This is a genomic window from Microbispora sp. ATCC PTA-5024, assembly GCF_000511135.2.
GTDB classification, from domain to species: Bacteria; Actinomycetota; Actinomycetes; order Streptosporangiales; family Streptosporangiaceae; genus Microbispora; species Microbispora corallina.
Genome location: NZ_KI866526.1, coordinates 740,811 through 758,487, shown reverse-complemented (window position 1 = coordinate 758,487; position 17,677 = coordinate 740,811). Strand labels below are relative to the sequence as shown.

Here is a 17,677-nt window from a genome sequence, read left to right as displayed (position 1 = left end):
CACGACGTCAGCGGGCAGCCAAGAACCCATGGAAACGACCCCCTGGTGGCGCGACGCCGTCGTCTACGAGATCTATGTCCGCAGTTTCGCCGACGCCTCGGGTGACGGTACGGGTGATCTGGCCGGGATCCGGAGCCGGTTGCCGTACCTGGCTGAGCTCGGCGTCGACGCGATCTGGCTGACCCCGTTCTACCCCTCCCCCATGGCGGACGGCGGGTACGACGTGGCCGACTACCGCGACGTGGATCCCCTGTTCGGCACGCTGGCGGACTTCGACGCCCTGGTGTCCGACACGCACGCGCACGGCCTCCGGCTGATCGTGGACATCGTGCCGAACCACAGTTCGTCCGCGCACCCGTGGTTCCAGAAGGCCCTGGCGTCCCCCAAGGGCTCGGAGGAGCGCGACCGCTACATGTTCCGGGACACCTCCCCGTCCGCCGCCCAGACGGGCCGCAAGGAGCCGAACAACTGGCTGTCCACCTTCGGCGGCCCGGCGTGGACCCAGGTGCCCGACGGGCAGTGGTACCTCCATCTGTTCGCGCCCCAGCAGCCCGACTTCAACTGGCGCAACCCGGAGGTCCGGGAGGAGTTCCTCGACATCCTGCGGTTCTGGCTTGAACGGGGCGTGGACGGCTTCCGCATCGACGTCGCCATGGGCCTCATCAAGGCGGAGGGCCTGCCGGACACCGATCCCGGGTTCCGCTCCCGGTCGCCCATCTGGAGCCAGCCGGAGGTGCACGACATCTACCGGGATTGGCGCAGGGTGCTCGACTCCTACCCCGGCGAGCGCGCGGCCGTCGGCGAGGTCTGGACCGACTCGGCGGAGGATCTCGCCCTGTACGTCCGGCCGGACGAGCTGCACCAGAGCTTCAACTTCGCCTGGCTGGAGGCGCCCTGGTCGGCCACCGCGTTCCGCAAGGTGGTCGACGACACGCTCCGCTCGATGTCCTCGCCGACCTGGGTCCTGTCCAACCACGACGTCGTCCGCCATGTCACCCGGTACGGCGAGGGGTCGCTCAACCCGTCGGCCGGTGTCGCTCGGGGACGGGCCGCCCTCCTCGCCATGCTTTCCCTCCCCGGGTCCGCATATCTCTACCAAGGGGAGGAACTCGGACTGCCCGAGGTGAAGAATCTTCCCCCGGAGGCGCGGCAGGACCCCATCTTCAGCCGCTCCAACGGCGAGGTGCTCGGACGCGACGGCTGCCGGGTGCCGCTCCCGTGGTCCGGCACCCAGGCGCCGTACGGCTTCGGGCCGGGCGGGTCGTGGCTGCCGCAGCCGGCCGACTGGGCGGACCTGACGGCCGAGCGCCAGGCGGCCGATCCCTCCTCGACGCTCTGGTTCTACCGGCACGCCCTCGCCACCCGGCGCGAGCTCCGGGGGACGCTGCCCGGCACGATCAGCTGGCAGGACGCCCCCGGCGACGCCCTGTTCTTCCGTCGAGGGCCGCTGACCTGTGTGATCAACTGCGGCGAGGAGGCCGTCCCGCTGCCGCCGCACGACCGGGTGCTGATCTCCAGCGGCCCGCTCGACGGGACCACGCTTCCCCCCGACACCGCCGCCTGGCTCGTCCAGGAATGATCCCGCCGTCCCTCAGCCGGGCCGGTCGGATCCCCTTCGGGTTCCGGCCGGCTTCGTGACTCCGCTCGCGGCCGCAGGGGCGGCGGGTGGTGGATGTGGCGGCTGGACGCCGATGCGGGGGGAAAGATCATCCCTGGGCGCTGACAGCCGCCTGCCCGACCGTCTCGGGGGTACGGTCCGGCCGTCCCCGCACGGCGAAGACGCCGATGGCGAACAGCGCCGCGAAGAAGACGCCGTCAGGCACCAGGAACCAGGCCCCGGGGAGCCCGAGAGCGCCGAGGATGCACGAGACGATCAACGCGACTCCGATCCACCACGGCAGCGTCCGCGCCCTCAGCACAGCGATGCCGAGGCAGATCGAACCGACGACCAGCGCCAGGAGCGCGACACCCTCGAAGACCGCGAAACCCGGCGGTTCCTGTGCCGGTATGCCGCCGTGGCCGACCAGGTACGGCTTGACGAACGCCTCAGTGGTGCCCTCGCCGACGTTGAGCATCACCAGTGCGGCGAATATGCCGGCGTAGCCGACGATGTGCAGCTTCGGCGCACGCCCGGCGAAGGTGAGGATCACCGGCAGCCCCAGCGCGATGACGACGTCCCCGACCAGCGCGATCCCCTCGAACAGCGGCCAGTTCTGGTATCGGAACACCTCGTCGCCGCTGCCCGGCGCGAGCAGGTTGGCGGCGAGGTAACCCGCCAACGCGACGATCGTGCCGACGACGAGCGCCCCTCCGGCAAGGCGTCTCACGTTCACGGTCATGGTCTCCTCCATGGTCTGCAGCGCCGGGCGCTGTGCGCGATGCCGTCCGTCGGCGGCGCGTCCTCAGCGTCGGCCCTGCGCACCCGCGGCGTCGTCGTACCGGGGTCGGCACCGGTCGATACCCCGGTCGCGAACCACGGCGCCGGAAATGCGACCTGCGGATGACGCCACGCGAGCGTGCCCGTAGGTAACTTGCGGGTGTGATGGACGTGACAGACCCGGCCCAGGCCCGGGTGGAGTCGCCCGCGCGTGCGTGGCTGCGGCACAGGGCGGCCGGGCTGCTCCCCGACGCGTTGCTCGCCCTTGCGATCACCGGCTTCGCCCAGGCCGACCTCGCGTTCCATCTCGACAACTCGACGCCGTACGGCCCGACGCCGGCCGTGGTCGCCTCCACGCTGGTGGCGACCATGATCCTGGCGTTGCGCCGGGTGACGCCGCTCGCCACCGCCGTGATCCTCGCGGTCGCGATCGCCGGGCCGATGCTGGTGACGCCGCTGACGGTCACGCTGTGGGGCGACTTCCTGCCGATCCTGGTCGCCACCTACTCGGTGGCCCGGCACAGTGTGCCGGCGCGGGCCTTCATCGGCGTGGCGGCCGTCGGCGCCGGCTTGGTCGTCGTGTTCCTGCGCAACCCGGAGTCCGGCACCGTCGGCAACATCCCGTTCGTCGCGGTGCCGCTGGCGGTGTGCTTCGTCGCCGGCCGGGTCCTGCGTGCCCGCGCTCACAGCCACTCCGACGACCGCGCCCGGGCCCGGCGGCTGGAGGCCGAGCGCGAGGAAGCGATCCGGGTCGCGCTCGCCGACGAGCGCGCCCGCATCGCGCGCGAGTTGCACGACATCGTCGCCCACTGCGTCAGCGTCATGGTGGTCCAGGCGGGCGCCGCCGAGGCCCTGCTCGACCGCGACCCGCAGAAGGCGCGAGCACCGCTGCGCTCGGTCCAGGAGACCGGGCGGCAGGCCGTCGGCGAACTCGGGCGCATGCTCGGCCTGCTGCGCGGGGAACGGGCCCGGCTCGCGCTCAAGCCGCAGCCGGGGACGGCCGACCTGGCCGAACTGGTCGACCACATGACCGCGATCGGCCTGCCGGTCGAGCTCACCGTGGAGGGCTCGGGCCGCCCGCTCCCACCCGGCGTGGACCTGACCGTGTACCGGATCGTGCAGGAGGCGCTCACCAACGTGCTGAAACACGCCGGGCCGACCACCGCGCACGTCAGGTTGCACTACGACGACCAGTCCGTACGGGTGAGCATCCGCGACACCGGGCGAACAGGCGGGCCGGGCAGGGCCGACACCAACCGGGTCGGGCACGGCCTGATCGGGATGCGCGAACGGGTCGGGCTCTACGGTGGCTCGCTCGAGACAGCGGACACGCCCGGCGGTGGCTTCACCGTGACCGCGCGGTTGCCGCTGGAGGCGGGCCAGCGATGATCAGGGTCTTGCTCGTCGACGACCAAGCCCTCGTGCGCGGCGGTTTCCGCTCGATTCTGGAGGGCCAGGACGATATCGAGGTGGTCGGTGAGGCGATCGACGGCGTAGAGGCCATTGACCGGGGGTCCGTGCTGCAGCCCGACGTCATCCTCATGGACATCCGCATGCCGCGCCTGGACGGCATCGAGGCGACGCGCCACCTTCTGAACGGCGGCACCTGCCGGGCGCGCATCCTCATGCTCACGACGTTCGACGAGGATGAGTACGTCTACCAGGCGCTGCGAGCCGGGGCGAGCGGCTTCCTGCTGAAGAGCGCGCCGCCGCGCGAACTGGCCGGGGCCGTCCGCACGGTGGCCGCGGGCGAGGCACTACTCGCACCGGAGATCACCCGGCGAATGATCGAGGACTATGTGCGCCGCCCCCGGCCGGGCTCCGACCACCCAGCCGGGCTCGAGACGCTGACCCCGCGCGAACTCGAGGTGTTGAGGCTCATCGCCCGAGGCCGCTCCAACGCGGAGATCGCCGCGGAGCTCTACCTCAGCGGGCCGACGGTCAAGACCCACGTCACCCGCATCCTCGCCAAGCTGGGTCTGCGCGATCGAGTCCAGGCCGTGGTCTTCGCCTACGAATGCGGCCTCGTCCATCCCGGCCGCTGACCACCGGCCCCGCCACTGCGCCGGGGACGCCCGGTACGGCGGAGCCGGCCGGATCCCCTTCGGGTTCCGGCCGGCTCCGTAGTCTCGCTTGCGCCCCTGGGCGACGGGGTCGCTAGTCGCGGGTGAGCTTGCGGTAGGTGACGCGGTGGGGACGGGCGGCGTCGGCGCCGAGCCGCTCGATCTTGTTCTTCTCGTAGTCGGCGAAGTTTCCCTCGAACCAGAACCAGTTGGAGCCCTCTTCCCACGCCAGGATGTGGGTGGCGATGCGGTCGAGGAACCACCGGTCGTGCGAGGTGATCACGGCGCAGCCCGGGAAGTCGAGCAGCGCGTTCTCCAGGCTGGACAGCGTCTCGGTGTCGAGGTCGTTGGTGGGCTCGTCGAGCAGCAGGACGTTGCCGCCCTGCTTGAGCGTCAGGGCCAGGTTGAGCCGGTTGCGCTCGCCGCCCGACAGCACCCCCGCCGGCTTCTGCTGGTCGGGGCCCTTGAAGCCGAACGCCGCGACGTACGCCCGGGACGGCATCTCGACGTTGCCGACCTTGATGTGGTCGAGCCCGTCGGACACGACCTGCCAGACGTTCTTCTTGGGGTCGATGCCGCCGCGGCTCTGGTCGACGTAGGAGATCTGGACGGTCTCGCCGACCGTGATCGCGCCGACGTCGGGGGTCTCGTCACCGATGATCATCCGGAACAGCGTGGTCTTGCCGACGCCGTTGGGGCCGATCACGCCGACGATGCCGTTGCGGGGCAGGTCGAAGGACAGGTCGTCCATGAGCAGCCGGTCGCCGAAGCCCTTGCTGAGCTTCTCGGCCCGGATGACCGTCGTGCCCAGGCGCGGGCCCGGCGGGATCTGGATCTCCTCGAAGTCGAGCTTGCGGTACTTGGCGGCCTCGGCGGCCATCTCCTCGTAGCGCTGGAGGCGGGCCCGGCTCTTGGTCTGGCGGGCGCGGGCGTTGGAGCGCACCCACTCCAGCTCCTCCTCCAGGCGCTTCTTGCGCTTGACGTCCTTCTGACCCTCGACCTTGAGGCGGGCCGCCTTGGCCTCCAGGTAGGTGGAGTAGTTGCCCTCGTAGGGGAAGCAGCGGCCGCGGTCGAGCTCGAGGATCCAGTTGGCCACGTTGTCCAGGAAGTACCGGTCGTGGGTGACGGCCAGGACGGTGCCGGGATACTTCTCCAGGTGCTGCTCCAGCCACTGGACGCTCTCGGCGTCGAGGTGGTTGGTGGGCTCGTCGAGCAGCAGCAGGTCGGGCTGCTCGAGCAGCAGCTTGCACAGGGCGACGCGGCGGCGCTCGCCACCGGACAGCTGGGTGACGTCGGCGTCGGGGGGCGGGCAGCGCAGCGCGTCCATGGCCTGCTCGAGCTGGCTGTCGAGGTCCCACCCGTTGCGGTGGTCGAGCGCCTCCTGGAGGCGGCCCATCTCGTCGAGCAGCTCGTCGCTGTAGTCGGTGGCCATCTGCTCGGCGATCTCGTTGAACCGGTCGAGCATCGCCTTGGTCTCGGCGACGCCCTCCTCGACGTTGCCGAGCACGGTCTTGGACTCGTTGAGGGAGGGCTCCTGCTGGAGGATGCCCACCGTGAAACCGGGCATCAGCCGAGCCTCGCCGTTGGACGGCTGCTCCAGGCCCGCCATCATCTTGAGCAGCGTCGACTTGCCCGTGCCGTTCGGGCCCAGGACGCCGATCTTGGCGCCCGGCAGGAACGACAGCGTGACGTCGTCGAGGACAACCTTGTCGCCGTGCGCCTTGCGCACGCGCTGCAGCGTGTAGATGTACTCCGGCATGCTCTCAAGCCTAGGGGATCGCGCCGGTTGCGCCGTCCGCTCTTCGGGGAGGCGGGGCGACCGGCACGGCCGGAAGGCAGATGCGGTCCCTGCCCAGTTCCTTGGCGCGGTAGAGGGCGAGGTCGGCCGCCGCGAGCAGCTCGATCAGGTCCTCTCCGTGCACGTTCATGATGGCGACCCCGGCCGAGACCGTGACCGTGACCATGGCCTGCTCCGCAGAGACCGCCATCCGGCCGACCCGCCGGCGGAGCCGCTCGGCCACCCGGCGGGCCTCGGTGACGTCGGCGCCCGGCAGGAGGACGACGAACTCCTCCCCGCCGAAGCGGCCCACGACGTCGTACTCGCGGAGCTGGCTGCGCAGCGTGGTGGCCACCTGGATCAGCACCTGGTCGCCGACGAGGTGGCCATAGGTGTCGTTGACCCGCTTGAAGTGGTCGATGTCCACCAGGACGAGCGCGAGCGGCACCCCGGTCCGCTGGGCCCGGATGATCTCCGTGTCGGCCTCGCGCTGCCAGGCCGCCGCGTTGAGCAGGCCCGTCTTGGGGTCGGTGCGGGCCGCCGCCTGCAGCTGCGCGTGGAGGAGGCTGCGCTGGAGCAGCACGACCGGGGGCAGGACGAGCAGCAGCAGCGCCAGGTTGAGCCCGCAGACGACCGCGACGACCACGCCGAGGCACAGCTCGACGGCGTCGAGCAGGACCCGCTCGCGGTCCCACAGGACCTCGCCCCACCGGCCCTCGGGGTCGGCCGCGTGCGCGGCGACCGCGATCAGCGCGGTGTTGAGCACGGTGAACAGCACCGCGCAGGCCGCGGCCACGGCGATCGGGCCGCCGCTGCCGCCGTACAGCTCGTCGGGGTCGTGGACCCAGCGGTGGAACACGGCCGAGGCGGCCCCCGCCGCCAGGCCGATCGCGGCGGCGCTGAACACCCGCCGGTACACGACGGTCGCCCGGACCCGCAGCTGCAGCAGGATCTGCAACGGGATCGGGGCCAGGACGGCGTAGAGCGGCGGCAGCAGGAACGCCGCCGGGAGCCACCACGCCGACAACAGGTCGCGGGACACCCCGGCCGGCATGCCGAGACGCCGGGTGGCCTCGATGCAGACCGCTCCGCAGCCCGTGAGGGCGGCGAACATGACCAGATCCGGCACGACGAGGGGGGTCTGGCGCGCGAGGACCACGATCACCGCGATCGCGAGCGCGACGACGGCGCCGAGGTAGACGACCAGGGTGGCCGGCTGGGCCAGCAGGGGCCACCGGCCGCGCGAGTAGATCGGGTCACGCGTTCTGGCCGAGGTCTGACTGGGCGCCGTCATTCCGTCCCCCAACGCAACCATAAACAGCGTCTCACGATGTGTAACACAATAGTTGCGGAGTGTGCGGCGCGCGACGGGAACCGCTACCTTTACACGGTGGCCATCTGGATCTGATGGCCTACGAGCGGGTCTACGGCGATTTGCGCGGCGACCCGCTCTGGTGGGAACCCGCTCCCCGGAGCGGGACGTTGGGAAAGGAGCAGCCATGGTGCGGGGCATCATCTGGACCTGATCAGGGTGCTCTTGTAACGACGCGGGCCTCGCCATCGGCCGACCCCGGACTCCCGTCCCGGGAGGCCGGCACCAGACGGCCGATGCCCCTCCACCGCGTGCCCGCCCGCCGCACCCGTCACCCGCACCGGCGCCTCCTTCCCACCCAGGATCTTCCGAGTCCCCTTGCTCCCTTGTCGCCTCTCCGCGACCCTGCAAGCTCGCCGCCCCCCGCTTGACGCCGCTCCTCGGCCTCCCCAGCGCCTCGCCGCGGCCCCTACCTATGCCGGGGCCGACGAGCCAGAAGTTCCGGGCGGCCGGGTCTGGCGGGCCGGGCTCGGCCGCCCGCCAGAACCGGGGGCTCAGGCCGCCAGAACCGGGGGCGCCTCAGGCCGCCAGAACCGGGGGCGCCTCAGGCCGCCAGGGCGCGGGGAATCCAGGGAACCCCGTCGTCCTCGGCGTCGTCCGCCGTCTCCCCGGCGCCGGCCGTCCCGGCCGGGGCCGCCGGCCCGTCCCCCGCCTCGGCCCCGTCCGCATCCCGCCGGTCGCCGGGCGCCCGGCCGGCAGCCGCCGCGATCTCGCCCGCGGACGGCCCGTCTCGGTCGTCGTCGCCGTCGGCGAAGCCGTCGTCGGCCCCGCCGTCCCCGGGGACGCCGAAAGGCAGCCGCAGCTCGTCCACCGAGCGGGGAGCCGCAGGAGTGGCAAGCTCCCACTCCTTCGTCGCGTCCTCCATGCCCTGGCGGTCGTCGTCGGTGGGCGCGGCCCCGGCGAACGCCCGCAGCGGCTTCTCGAAGCTCGTGATCCCCCACTTGAGGTCGTGGCCGACCGAGCTCGCCTCGATCTCGGCCCAGAACCGCTGCTCCCCGTCGCGCTCGAACTGCTTGATGCGCAGCTTGCCATAAACGACGACCGGGTGGCCCTTCCTGATCGACTGGTGGACGTTGTCCCCCAGCCCCCGGTAGCAGCGGACCGTGTAGTACGTCGTGTCCCTCGTCTGCCAGGTGTTGGTCTGCTGGTCGAGGACCCGCCTGTTGACGGCCATCCGCAGCGAGGTGACGCGGGATCCGTCCCTGAACTGGTACTGCCTCGGGTCGTCGGTGACGTTCCCGCTCAACGTGACGTGGATGTCGCTCATCGCCTGTGCCTCCCCGGCCCGGACACTCGCCGGGCTCGGACGACACACTGGCCTCCGCGGCACGACCGCCACGGCGCCGAACGCGATTCTGTGGACAGCTACCGGCGAGCGGCCGCCATGGCCCCGAAGAACTCGTTGTACCGGTTCAGCTCGCGTTCGACCGGCGTGACCACCATGTCCTGGGCCACCGCGCCGACCCGGCGCCGCATGTCGCGTTCGAGCCGGTCGCGCTCCTTGCCCGCCCCCAGCACCACGAAGTTCCTGCTCGCCACCGCGGACAGCAGTCCGAGCCCGAGGACGCTGACCATCATCAGCCCCACCCACGGCAGCACCGCCACGTCGCCGAGGATCTCGGCCGGGGGCCGTCCCGCCTTGAACACGCCGTACGCGAGGATCGAGCCGGCCCAGGCGAGCCCGGCGACGAACATGGCGACGAGCAGGTACTGCCAGATCTTCAGCAGCCACCACCAGCCGGGCACCCGGTCGAGCGGCGGGGCGACCTCCGCGAGCTCCTTCGACAGCGCCCCCGACAGCTCCGGCGAGCGCGACCGGGCGGCCTCGCGCACGCCGTTCTGCCACACCTCCGGCATCCCGCCGGACAGCCCGTCGCCCAGGGCCTGGACGGCGTTGTCGACCTCGGCGGGCTGCGCGCTGACCGAGCTGCCGACCAGGGTGCGGATGTCGTCCTTGACCCCGCCGAGCCGCAGGCTGCTCAGCGGGTCGGGCCGCAGCCTCGCGGCCCAGCGGGCGTACGGCCAGCCGACCCAGTCGACCGAGCGCACGCCGTACACGTTCTCCATGGCCTCGCCCAGCGCCGAGACGCCGACGGCGTCGCAGAGCGCGTCGGTCAGCCCCGCGCGCCGGGCGCCGTCCACGGCCGGCTCGACGTGCAGGACCTCGGGCATCTCCTTGGCCAGCCGTGCCATCAGGCGGTCGAGGTCGGCCTCCAGCCGCTGGTAGGCGGCCCGCCGGGCGGCGACCGAGTCGGCCAGCACCGCCTTGAGCCCGTCGATCCCCTTGCCGGTGGTGGCGGACGTCGCGACGACCCGGGGGTGGGCGACGCCCTCCCGGCGCAGCAGGTCCTCCAGGTCGGCCACGCACTCGGCCTGCTCCTCCGGCGTCAGCCGGTCGGCCTGGTTGAGCACGAAGACCGTGACGTCGTCGTGGCCGGTCAGCTCCGCGACGTACCGCCGGTGCACCGAGGCGTCGGCGTACTTCTGCGGGTCGAGCACCCACACCACCAGGTCGGCCACCTGGATGAGCCGGTGCGCCTCGGGGTCGGTCAGCGCCCGGATCGAGTCGTGGTCGGGCAGGTCGAGCAGGATCAGCCCGTGCAGCCGGCCCTCGCCCCTGTCGAGCGCGCTCGCGCGGGCGAACCGGTGCCGCCACTGGATCTGCAGCCAGTCGAGCAGCGGCGCGGCGCCGTCGAGTCCCCACACGCAGGCGTGCGTACGGGCGGTGGTGGGCCTGCGCACCCCGATCGGCGACAGCTCCAGCCCGGACACGGCGTTGAACAGCGAGGACTTACCGCTGCCGGTGCCTCCGGCGAGGGCGACCACGGTGTGCTCGGGCGACAGCTTCAGCCGGTCGCCCGCCCGCAGGAGCAGCTGCGCGGCCTCCGTGAGCAGAGCCGGCTCGACCCGGCCGGAGCCGAGCTCGACGATCCTGGACAGGGCCGCGAGCCGGGACCCCAGCCCGAACTGCGCCTGGGCGGTGCTGACAGCGCTCATCGATTCCCCACCGTCGTTGCGTGAGTGCCCGCGCGACGGTCCGGTTCCGTCATCGCGCGACCTCGAGGTTGTACGTCGCCTGGTACAGGCGGGTGGCGGCGGCCTCGTCCGGGATGCCGGCGCTGTCGAGAGCGTCCACGTACCGGAGCGTCTCCTCGTCGAACAGCAGGCCGATCCGGGCGCGCAGGTCGCTCCTGGCCTTGGCGCTGATGCTGCGCAGCGACTCGGCGCCGAGCAGGCCGCGCAGCAGCCGCTGGGGCAGCGCGCTGGTGCCCGAGCCGACGGACACGTCCGCCGTGCCGTAGCCGAGCAGGCCGACCGTGAAGATCAGGGACAGCGACTCCACGTCGAACGAGATGATCTTGGCGACCGAGCGCTTCGTCACGCCCTCCGTGCGGATCAGCTCGGTCACGTGGTCCTGCCAGGAGGTGATGGTGCGGGAGGTCCTGCGCATGACCTCCTCCGAGGGGCGGCCGAGGCCCGGCGTCGCCGCGAGCCGGTCGCCCGCGCCCGCCCGCTGCCGCCACCGCGCGACGACCTCCTCCGCGGCCCGCTGGGCGGCCGAGGTGATCACGGACTCCAGGCCGGTGCGTAAGGAGGCCTTCAGTGCCCGTACGCGCTCCGGTCCCTGGTGCGAGCCCTTCGACCCGCGGCGCAGCTGCAGGGTCCGCATGAGGTCGCCCGATCCGGCGAAGTCCTGCCAGCGGGCCAGCACCTCGCCGCGCAGCAGCGAGCCGTTCCTGGTGGCCTCGTCGATCTCCGCCAGCGCGCCCGTGTACGCCGCGTCGACGTCGGAGCGCAGGTCGGCCCGCAGCGCCACCTGGGTCTCCAGGTGCCGGGCCAAGGCCGGCAGGCGGCTCCGGAAGCTGTTGAGCACGCCGTTCAGCGTCGCCTGCACGGCGGCCGTACGGCGCTCGTCGTCCACGGACAGCTCGGCCAGCCACATCCGCAGCTCGGTGATCTCGATCTCCGGCAGACGGCCGTCGCGCACGCTCGTCTCGTTGACGACGAAGCGCTCGACCTCACCCATGCCGTACTCGTCGAGCATCCGGCCGAAGTGCTTGACGATGACGTCGCGCGACCTCGACGGCACCCGGGACAGCACGATCACCAGCCGGGCGCCGCGCTCCTTGGCCCGCCGCAGCAGGCCCCAGGAGGGCGCGTCGGCGTACCGGGCGGCGGTGGTGACGAACACCCACAGGTCGGCCGCGTCGAGCATGCGGTGCGCGGAGTCGTGGTGCGCCTCGACCACCGAGTCGATGTCGGGCGTGTCGAGCAGGGCCACGCCCTGCGGCAGCCGGGGGGTCGGGACGACCACGACGCTGTCGGTCCCGGCCCCGTCCGCCGGCTCGTCGAGCCGGTTCAGGCCGCCGAGCAGGTCGCCCTTGGCGAACCAGTCGCGGTCGTCGGGGTGGCAGGCCAGGACGGGCACCGACGTCGTCGGCCGGCGTACGCCCGTGGCCGTGACCTTCTGCGCGGCCAGCGTGTTGACCAGGGTGGACTTGCCCGCGCCGGTGGAGCCCGCCACCACGATCAGGGCGGGGGCCGTGCTCATGTGGACGCGGGGGATGACATAGTCGTCGATCTGGGCCAGCACGGCCGCCTGGGCCTTGCGCGCCTCGTCGGACCCGGGGACGTCCAGCCCGAAGTGCAGGCCCTTGACGGCGACGCGGAGCTGGTCGAGGGCCTTGGTCAGCGCCTCGGATACCGGGTCGGGCAGCGGCATCTCGCGGATCCGGCCGGTGCTCCCGCCCGTCTGGCCTGCCGGGGCGCCGCCGTCGTCCCCGGCCGTCTCGTTCTCAGCCGTCTCAATCTCAGCCGACTCGCCCCCGGCCGTCTCGCTTTCTGCGGCGTCGCGGCCGGTGCCGACCTCGTCGTCGCCATCGCGGCCGGGGACCTCGTCGCCGTCGCCCGCCGGCGCGGCCGCGTCTCCGGCGGCGTCGTCACCGCTGCTCGCGGCGGTCTCGCTCTCGGCGGCGGGCGCCGTCCCTGTCTCCGCGGCCGGTATGTCCGCGCCGTTCCCGGCGTCCCCTCCGCCGCGGTCACCGCCGCTCCCGCCAGCGTCCTCAGGCCCGGCCGCGGCGACCTCGGGACCGGCCGCGGCGTCGGCGCCGGCCTCCGGTACGTCCTCGTCCCCAGCCTCCGCCCCGGCGTCCGCGGCGGACCCGTTTGGCGCGGGGCGGCTCTGGGACGTTCCACCGTCGTCGCCGTCCGCGGAGGCGGGATCGTCGCCAGAGCCGGCGGGCTCGGGGGCCGGATCGCCGTCCTGGATGGGACGGAACGTGATCGTCTGCTCCCCCGGCGACTCGGGCTGCTCCTCGATGACCGGCTCCTCGGTCACGGCGTCGCCGGATTTCCTGGCGGGCTTGTGGTCGGGGGTCTTCCTGGCTGCCGATTTCACGGGACCCGCTCCGCTCGCACCATTTCGATCTCCTGGCCGACTGTGACGACCTCACCGACGATCACGATCGCCGGGGGCCGAACCCCGGCCGCGGTCACCCGTTCCGCCACCGTGGAGAGCGTGGCGGTAACAGCTCGCTGGGTGGGAAGAGTACCGTCCTGTACCACCATTACGGGAGTTTCCGGCGAACGTCCGTCTCGGAGCAGGGTCTCGGCGATCTCCCGGATGCGTTCGACCGCCATCAGAAGTATCAGGGTTCCCTTTGATCTCGCCAGTCCCGGCCAGTCGACCGTCGACCTCGGGTCGTCCGGCGCCACGTGGACCGAGATCACGTGGAACTCCTGGCTGACCCCGCGATGGGTCACCGGGATCCCGGCCGCACCGGGGACGGCGACCGCGCTGGTGATGCCGGGAACCACGACGACGGGGATGCCGGCGCGGGCGCAGGCGATCATCTCCTCGCCGCCGCGGCCGAAGACGAACGGGTCGCCCCCCTTGAGCCGGACCACGAACTTGCCCTGCCGGGCGTGCTCGACGAGCAGCTCGTTGATCCGCTCCTGCGACAGCGACCGGCCGTACGGGACCTTGGCGGCGTCGATGAGCTCGACGTCCGCGGGCAGCTCGTCGAGGAGGGCGCGGGGGGCGAGCCGGTCGGCCACGACCACGTCGGCCTGGGCCAGCAGCTGGCGCCCCCGGACGGTGATCAGGCCCGGGTCGCCGGGGCCTCCGCCGACGAGCGCGACCCCCACGGGCTTGGTGCGGTGGCGCCGGGCCTCGACGGTGCCGTCGCGGAGCGCCCCGACGATCGCGTCGCGGATGCCGGCGGCCCGCCGGGGGTCGCCCCCGGCGGTCACGGCCACGCCGACCTCGTCGACCCTGCCGCTCGCCGGGGTCCACGCGGCGCTGGCGTCCTTGTCGTCGGCGCGCACGCACCAGATCCGCTTGGCGTCGGCCTCGGCGGCGACGGCGGTGTTGACCTCCCGCTGGTCGGTGCAGGCGTGCACCAGCCAGGCGCCGTCGCAGTCGCCCACCTGGTACGGCCGGCGCTCCCAGGTCACCCGGCCGTCGGCGATGAGGTCGTCGAGCGCCGGGGTGACGCCGGGCGAGATCAGGGTGACGGAGGCCCCGGCGTCGAGCAGGGCGGGGACGCGCCGCTGGGCGACGCGTCCGCCGCCGACGACGAGCACACGCCTCCCGTTGAGGCGGAGGCCGAGCAGGTAGGGCGCCATGACCCCAGTCTCCCTAATGCGTCAAGCGTGCCTTGTTAGGACGCAAACCTACCCGGTGGTCTCCGGGGGCATTCACCAGATGAGACTTATCCGTCCTGGACGGCTCAGCCGTCCTTGTCGGCGACGCCCGCGGAGTCGAAGGTGGCGACGTCGTGCATCACGCGGACGGCGGCGCTGACCAGCGGGTGGGCGAGCAGGCCGCCGGTCCCCTCGCCGAGACGCAGTTCGAGGTCGACGAGCGGGCGCAGCCCGAGGTGCGTGAGCGCGGCGGCGTGGCCCGGCTCGGCCGAGCGGTGCCCGGCGACGCAGTGACCCACCGCGTCGGGCGCGAGCGCGGCGGCCACCAGCGCGGCCGACCCGGCGATCACGCCGTCGAGGACGACCGGCACCCGCGCCGCCGCCCCGCCGAGGACGAACCCGGCGATGGCCGCGTGCTCCAGGCCGCCGACCGCGGCGAGCGCCCGCAGGGCCGCGTCCCGCCCCTCCTGTACGGCTCCCGCCTCCGGGATGCCGTTGACGCGCAGGGCCCGCCGGACGACCTCGATCTTGCGGAGGTGGGTCTCGTCGTCGATGCCCGTGCCGCGCCCGGTGACCGCGGCGGGCTCCCGGCCGGCGAAGGCGCAGACCAGCGCCGCGGAGGCGGTGGTGTTCGCGATGCCCATGTCGCCGGTGATGAGACAGCGGTTCCCGGCCGCGACCAGGTCGCGAGCCGTCCGCACGCCCACGGCCAGCGCCTCGGCGGCCTGGTCGGGCGTCATCGCGGCGCCCTGGGACAGGTCGGCCGTGCCGTACGCGACCTTGCGGGAGACCAGGCCGGGGGCGGGCGGCAGGTCGGCCGCCACGCCGACGTCGACGACCGTGACGGAGACGCCGGCCTGCGCGGCGAACGCGTTGGCGACCGCCCCTCCGGCGGTGAAGTTGGCCACCATCTGCGCGGTGACCTCCTGCGGCCAGGGCGACACCCCCTGGGCGTGCACGCCGTGGTCGGCCGCGAAGATGGCGAGCGCGGCCGGGACCGGCATCGGCGGCGGGCAGACCCCTGCGATCCCCGACAGCTGGACCGCCACGTCCTCCAGGACGCCGAGCGAGCCGCGCGGCTTGGTCAGCCGGTCCTGGTGGGCGCGGGCCTCGGCGATCGCGCGGGCGTCGATCGGCCGGATCGCGTCGATCGCCTCATCGAGGGGGGTCATCGGTCACTCCTTAGACGGCGCTGGGGACTCCTGGCTGGGCGAGGGGGCCGGTCCCCACGCCGCCGGGCCCATTGTCCAGCTTCGCCTCCATCTCCGTTTCGATCTCGGCCTCCACGGCCTCGAGATCGGCCTCCAGGCCGGGGTCGACGTCCAGGCCGCCGTCGAGGTCCGGGACCGCCTCCCGCGGCGACACGGGGACGCCCGTGCGGATCTCGCGGACGGCCGGGCGCGGGCGGACCCGGGCCGGTGCCGAGGACACGCCGGCGCCCGCCAGGGCCTCCTCGTACCGGTCGATGACCACGTCGGCCAGGCCCTCGCAGTCGCCGATGACCTCGGCGCAGCGGATGTCGAGCCCCTCGTGGTTGGCGCCGTACGCGAGGGCCTGGGCCCAGATGCGCTCCAGCACGGCCCCGGCAAACAGCACGTACGGCAGGACTATCACGCGCTTGGCCCCGAGCCTGCGGCAGCGCTCCAGGCCGCCGGGCACGCCGGGCCGGGCGTGGGAGACGTACGCGGTCTCGACCGTGAGCAGGTCGGGGACGTGGGTCTCCCAGAACAGCCGTGAGACCCGATGGACCTCGGCGTTCACGGCGGGGTCGGTGGACCCGTGACCGACGAGCACCACGGCGGTCTCGTTCGGGGCGATCTCGACGGGCGGCTCCTCGGTGACGAACCGGGGCATCTCGGCGCGGGCGTCTGCGAGCCGCTCGGCGAGCAGGCGCAGCACCCGGGGGTCGGGGCCGAGCGAGCGGCCGAGGTCGTACTCCAGCGTGGGGTGGCGCTCCTGCTCCAGCGCCATCGTCCCGGGAACGTCCCCGAGCGCGTTGCGGTCGCCGGTGAGGCTGAGCGGCACCGCGATCAGGTGGTGATGCCCCCTGGCCACGAGGGAGGCGATCGAGTCGGCGAGCGGGGGGCGCGCGTTCGTGATGAAGCCGCCGCTCACCTCGGCGGGCAGCCCGTCGAGGCGGCAGCGGAGGCGGTGCACGAACCGGCCGAACTCGGCCACGCCGGTCTCATCGTGGGTGCCATGGCCGATGAGCAGCAGCGGCGGTTTCATCTAGCTGATCTCCCATGCCTTGACCTGCGAGTTCCTGATCCGGCTTGGCGAGGATAGCCCCGCAGGCCCAATCATGGGCGTCCCTTGACCCTCCAGCCCAGGTGAAAGGGCAATTCTTTACCTATTGCCATGAAATTTCCCCGTTCAGGACGCTATAGATGATCGCGTCGGCCCGGCCGCCCGCGACCGGGAGGGCCTGGCGCAGGATGCCCTCCTCGATGAACCCGGCCCTCCGCGCGACCGCCTGGCTGGCGAGGTTCCCCCGCGCGACCAGCAGGTGCACCCGGTGGAACCCGAGGCTGAACAGGTAGGCCGCGACCATCCGCGTGGCCTCGGCGGCATACCCGTTCCCCCGGGCCCACGGGGCGAGCCAGTACCCAAGTTCGGCGTCGCCACGCTCGTGGTCCTCCCGCTGCACCCCGATCGCCCCGGCCAGGCGCCCCCCGTCGCGCGGCTCGATCGCGAAGTGGCCACCATAGCCCGGCCCCGCCGAGTGCGCGAGCCGCGTGCACCACTCCAGCGCCCGCTCCAGGGTGTAGCCGGCGGCCCACGTCATCCAGCGGTTGATCTCGGGGTCGTCGCGCACGGCGTCGACGATGTCGAAGGCGTCGCGCCGGGCGAAGGGGCGCAGCACGAGGCGGTCGCTCTCGATGCGCCGCTGGAGCCCCGGGCGGCCGTCGCCCTGCAGCAGGCCGAAGACGAGCAGGTCGTGGGGGCCGTCGTCCTCGAACCCGGCGCCGCGCAGCAGTCCCTCGCGGGTGAACCCCGCCTTCTCCGCGACCCGGACCGACGCCACGTTGTCGGCGTTCGCCCGCAGCTCGACCCGCCGCAGCACGCCCTCGCCCAGCAGCCGTGAGGTGAGCCCGCGGACGGCCTCGGTGGCGTACCCCCGCCGCCGGTGCGCCGGGTGGACGCCGTAGCCCACTTCGGCCGTGCCCGCGCCCCACTGGGCCTTGAACAGGCTGATCGAGCCGACCACACCCTCCTTGGAGAACATCGCGAGATGGATGCCCTGGCCGGACCGCCACAGCTCGTGGACGCCGTGGGACAGCCACTGCCCGATCCCCGAGGCGTGGCCGGGCGCGCCGGGCGGCAGCGCCGTCGTGTGCGCGCCGTCCGCGATCACCTGCCGGACCTCGGCGACGTCGCGGGGGCCGAACGGCCGCAGGACCAGCCGCTCCGTGGTGATCGTCAGCTGCTCGTCGAACACCGCA

General features: G+C 72.9%; 13 protein-coding genes. 3 read left to right on the top strand and 10 right to left on the bottom strand.

Going from position 1 to position 17,677, the window contains the following annotated elements; all coding sequences use genetic code 11:
- The first annotated feature begins 28 nt into the window (after positions 1–28).
- The gene (locus MPTA5024_RS34150; RefSeq protein WP_036331890.1) at positions 29–1,579 is read left to right on the top strand and encodes a glycoside hydrolase family 13 protein; all 1,551 of its coding nucleotides are present in this window, start codon (positions 29–31) and stop codon (positions 1,577–1,579) included.
- 127 nt (positions 1,580–1,706) lie between these two features.
- On the opposite strand, the gene MPTA5024_RS34145 is transcribed toward MPTA5024_RS34150, so the two are convergent.
- The gene (locus MPTA5024_RS34145; RefSeq protein WP_157099870.1) at positions 1,707–2,339 is read right to left on the bottom strand and encodes a hypothetical protein; all 633 of its coding nucleotides are present in this window, start codon (positions 2,337–2,339) and stop codon (positions 1,707–1,709) included.
- Between the two features lie 203 nt (positions 2,340–2,542).
- On the opposite strand from MPTA5024_RS34145, the gene MPTA5024_RS34140 reads away from it, so the two are divergent.
- On the top strand, positions 2,543–3,766 hold the full coding sequence (locus MPTA5024_RS34140; protein ID WP_036332184.1) for a sensor histidine kinase: 1,224 nt from the start codon (positions 2,543–2,545) through the stop codon (positions 3,764–3,766).
- Entirely contained in the window at positions 3,763–4,422 is a 660-nt protein-coding gene (locus MPTA5024_RS34135) for a response regulator (RefSeq protein WP_036331888.1), read from the top strand. Before MPTA5024_RS34140 ends, MPTA5024_RS34135 begins: the two co-directional genes overlap by 4 nt.
- A 112-nt stretch (positions 4,423–4,534) precedes the next feature.
- Here MPTA5024_RS34135 and ettA read toward each other — a convergent pair whose 3' ends face one another.
- From ettA to MPTA5024_RS40355, 9 genes are all read right to left on the bottom strand, one after another.
- Complete coding sequence (gene ettA / locus MPTA5024_RS34130) at positions 4,535–6,199, bottom strand: energy-dependent translational throttle protein EttA (RefSeq protein WP_036331887.1); 1,665 nt, start codon at positions 6,197–6,199, stop codon at positions 4,535–4,537.
- A gap of 10 nt (positions 6,200–6,209) precedes the next feature.
- Positions 6,210–7,511 carry a GGDEF domain-containing protein gene (locus MPTA5024_RS34125; RefSeq protein WP_036331884.1) on the bottom strand — a complete coding sequence of 434 codons (1,302 nt, stop codon included), beginning with the start codon at positions 7,509–7,511 and terminating at the stop codon, positions 6,210–6,212.
- A 622-nt stretch (positions 7,512–8,133) separates the two neighbouring features.
- Entirely contained in the window at positions 8,134–8,856 is a 723-nt protein-coding gene (locus MPTA5024_RS34120; protein ID WP_051458997.1) for a single-stranded DNA-binding protein, read from the bottom strand.
- Positions 8,857–8,954: 98 nt separating this feature from the next.
- Entirely contained in the window at positions 8,955–10,586 is a 1,632-nt protein-coding gene (locus MPTA5024_RS34115) for a GTPase family protein (RefSeq protein WP_036331883.1), read from the bottom strand.
- Between the two features lie 49 nt (positions 10,587–10,635).
- Positions 10,636–12,987, bottom strand: coding sequence for a dynamin family protein (locus MPTA5024_RS34110; protein ID WP_232326757.1), 2,352 nt, complete (start codon positions 12,985–12,987; stop codon positions 10,636–10,638).
- Positions 12,984–14,216 carry a uroporphyrinogen-III C-methyltransferase gene (gene cobA / locus MPTA5024_RS34105; protein WP_036331880.1) on the bottom strand — a complete coding sequence of 411 codons (1,233 nt, stop codon included), beginning with the start codon at positions 14,214–14,216 and terminating at the stop codon, positions 12,984–12,986. Before cobA ends, MPTA5024_RS34110 begins: the two co-directional genes overlap by 4 nt.
- A 104-nt stretch (positions 14,217–14,320) precedes the next feature.
- Complete coding sequence (gene cobT, locus MPTA5024_RS34100) at positions 14,321–15,406, bottom strand: nicotinate-nucleotide--dimethylbenzimidazole phosphoribosyltransferase (RefSeq protein WP_036331878.1); 1,086 nt, start codon at positions 15,404–15,406, stop codon at positions 14,321–14,323.
- A 10-nt stretch (positions 15,407–15,416) separates the two neighbouring features.
- Positions 15,417–16,463, bottom strand: coding sequence for a sirohydrochlorin chelatase (locus MPTA5024_RS34095; protein ID WP_198167551.1), 1,047 nt, complete (start codon positions 16,461–16,463; stop codon positions 15,417–15,419).
- A gap of 121 nt (positions 16,464–16,584) precedes the next feature.
- On the bottom strand, positions 16,585–17,673 hold the full coding sequence (locus tag MPTA5024_RS40355; RefSeq protein ID WP_051458996.1) for a GNAT family N-acetyltransferase: 1,089 nt from the start codon (positions 17,671–17,673) through the stop codon (positions 16,585–16,587).
- Positions 17,674–17,677: the final 4 nt, after the last annotated feature.